1 pseudogene is annotated in these 339 nt (G+C 66.1%); it reads right to left on the bottom strand.

The features are described from left to right. Positions 1-311 (bottom strand): annotated as a pseudogene (locus tag PXJ20_RS33045) (hypothetical protein); the annotation flags it as partial. Positions 312-339 lie beyond the last annotated feature (28 nt).

Genomic DNA, 339 nt, shown 5'->3' with positions numbered 1-339 from the left:
TCGATGGCCAATGACATGCCTTGCAGCGGTTGCGGCGCATTCGGGTCGAGCAACGCCCGGCTACGGTCCACCACCGGAATCTGCGCGAGCCAGTGCTCGGGGAACGCCTGATCGACGATCGGCGTGCCGTGCTCGCGCAAACAGCGCTCGCATGCAGAGAGGAACAAACGCACGAAATCGACGCCTGCGGCGGGTCCCATGCCGCCGAGGATGCCGACGGGATGGCGGGCCCGCAGCGTCTCCCGCAGCTCAGCGGATGAAAGGGCGGGCACGATGCGCGCGCCGGACGGCAAGAGCGGGTCAGTGTTCATCGAGATGCCGAATCGGTGAGAATGAGTT

Origin of the sequence: Paraburkholderia sp. A1RI_3L (assembly GCF_048957895.1) — a bacterium.
Taxonomy (GTDB): Bacteria; Pseudomonadota; Gammaproteobacteria; order Burkholderiales; family Burkholderiaceae; genus Paraburkholderia; species Paraburkholderia kururiensis.
This window is presented reverse-complemented; position numbering and strand designations above follow the sequence as displayed.